3 protein-coding genes are annotated in these 1952 nt (G+C 59.4%); all 3 read left to right on the top strand.

Annotation, left to right across the window (positions count from 1 at the left end; translation table 11 throughout):
• Window positions 1-305: 305 nt before the first annotated feature.
• A complete protein-coding gene (locus B3D39_RS00030) occupies window positions 306-638 on the top strand; it encodes a hypothetical protein (RefSeq protein WP_078569869.1) in 333 nt (110 codons plus the stop codon).
• Window positions 639-914: 276 nt separating this feature from the next.
• Window positions 915-1466, top strand: a complete 552-nt coding sequence (locus B3D39_RS00025) for a hypothetical protein (protein ID WP_274963362.1) — start codon at window positions 915-917, stop codon at window positions 1464-1466.
• 112 nt (window positions 1467-1578) lie between these two features.
• Window positions 1579-1952: ion transporter (locus B3D39_RS00020; RefSeq protein ID WP_349678076.1), on the top strand; the 374-nt coding region annotated here is incomplete at its 3' end.

Genomic DNA, 1952 nt, shown 5'->3' with positions numbered 1-1952 from the left:
TAGACATATTGATAGGACGCCATGGTCGACCTCGTTTGGAATAAGGGGTTTGGGCGCCTTCTATGCGGAAAGCCGGCATAGGGAAAGGGGGCGTGGCGGGGGCCTACGGGCGAGCCTGCCGCTTCTGTCGTTTAACTGTCATTTTTCAACGTGCGCAAATGCGCAGAACTGTGTGTGAAAAGGATGGTTTTCTGCGAATGCGAACGGTCCTAAATCCCACTCATCGCCGAGGGCACAGACGCTTCCCCCTGTCGCTTCGCTCTCGGTGAGAAGCACAACACGCGTATTCGTATAGGAGAGTAACAATGAAAACGCTGATCACGACTTCGGTCCTCGCCCTCGCCCTGAGCACCTCGCTGGCCGCTGCCGGCGGTGACGGCTACGGCTCCATCGCACCGTCGATGTCGCAAAGCTCCTCGGCCAGCAAAGGCTCGGCTGTTGGTGAAGTGACCCCCGGCAAAGCGCAGATCGCAGCCCAACTCGGTCTGAACCCGGCTGAATACACCACCGCTGAACTGTTCCGCATCCAGAACGCTCTGCGTAACGGTAACCGCGAAGAGGCAAAATTCGTCATCAACCACACCAACCGTCAGCCGGTTGACGTGGCGCCGCAGCCCGTGATGGGCCGTGACGCGTAAGATCGACGCAGTCTTCTGACCGAAAACGGCCCCCTCTGGGGGCCGTTTCTATGTCCGGGCTATCGTACCCATTTCTTTCGAGAAAATAGATTTCCTTTTGTATTCCAGTCACTTCACGGAATCCGGACCAGCCGAGAGTTCCCTGTGTATATGTGTTTGAGTGAACACGGGGTGGGGCCAAAACGGCCTTTTGTGCGATGATTGGGCTCATATGTCGGGGTCATCGGCGCCACAGGGTGCCGCTGGAAATCAACCTGCTGATGAAAGGATTTCATCATGACCCGCAATCTTCTGACCACCGCTATCGCAGCCCTCGCACTGACCGCTGGCTCCGCCGGGATCGCCTCGGCCGCCACGACCCAAGTCGGGGCCGACAATGGTACGGATCTGGGTGTCATCGCTCCTTCGATGACGCCGCAACCCCAAGCGTCGTCGATGGTCGTCAATGCGACCAATCAGGGCAAGACCCAGATCGCGGCGCAGCTGCAAACCTTCGCCGGTCTGAACAATGTCGATCCCACGCAATATTCGGTGGGTGAGTTGCAGAAGATGTTGCACGCGGCGCGTAAAGGAGATGTCGCCAAGCTCGCCTATTACCGCAGCCACGCGGACCGGCAGTTGGGCGGTCCCGGCCTTGGCGAGACCACACCGGGCAAGACCCAGATGGCCGAGCAGATCGGGCTCAACCCCGATGATTACACCGTGGCCCAGCTCCAGCGCATCCAGCATGACGTGCAGCGCGGACGTTACGGCGACGCCAATTACATCGTGACCCAAGGCGCCTCGTCGCAACCCGCGATGATGCTGTTCGCGCCCAGTGCGCAATGAGCTGACATGAGCTGACTCAACGAAAAGGGCGGTCCTCCGGGGCCGCCTTTTTCATGCGCTTTGACAGGGCGTTCAAAGCCTGTATCCCTGAGCGATGACGATGGGAGAGACGATGCTCAAGACGCTGCACCATTACTACGAGGAAGATTCCCGCCGCGCCCATGCGTTTCGCTACGCGCTTCTGGCCTTCGATCTTGCCACGATCCTCTTCGTCATCGTGACCTCCTTCTTCCCCCACACGGTCACGATCGAAATCATCGATGCGGTGATCGGCGTCGTGATCGTGGCGGATTTCCTCGCCCGCTACGCGATCTCAGGCGAGAAGGTCCGCTTTTGGACCCGCGCGGCGACATGGGCCGACATCATCGCGATCGGATCATTCCTCGCGCCGATCGCAGGGGAGGGACTGGGCTTCCTGCGGATTCTGCGGACGTTGCGATTGCTGCATACCTATCAACTCATGGCGCGGCTGCGGCACGACTTCAA

The organism is Thioclava sp. UBA3469, assembly GCF_002378135.1.
GTDB lineage: Bacteria > Pseudomonadota > Alphaproteobacteria > Rhodobacterales > Rhodobacteraceae > Thioclava > Thioclava sediminum.
The sequence above is the reverse complement of the archived record's forward strand: the minus strand, read 5'-3'. Positions and strand labels throughout refer to the sequence as shown.

Excerpts from the sequence above, each read along its gene's own strand:
- B3D39_RS00030 (WP_078569869.1), top strand. The coding sequence starts at position 306 with ATGAAAACGCTGATCACGACTTCGGTCCTCGCCCTCGCCCTGAGCACC.
- B3D39_RS00025 (WP_274963362.1), top strand. The coding sequence starts at position 915 with ATGACCCGCAATCTTCTGACCACCGCTATCGCAGCCCTCGCACTGACC.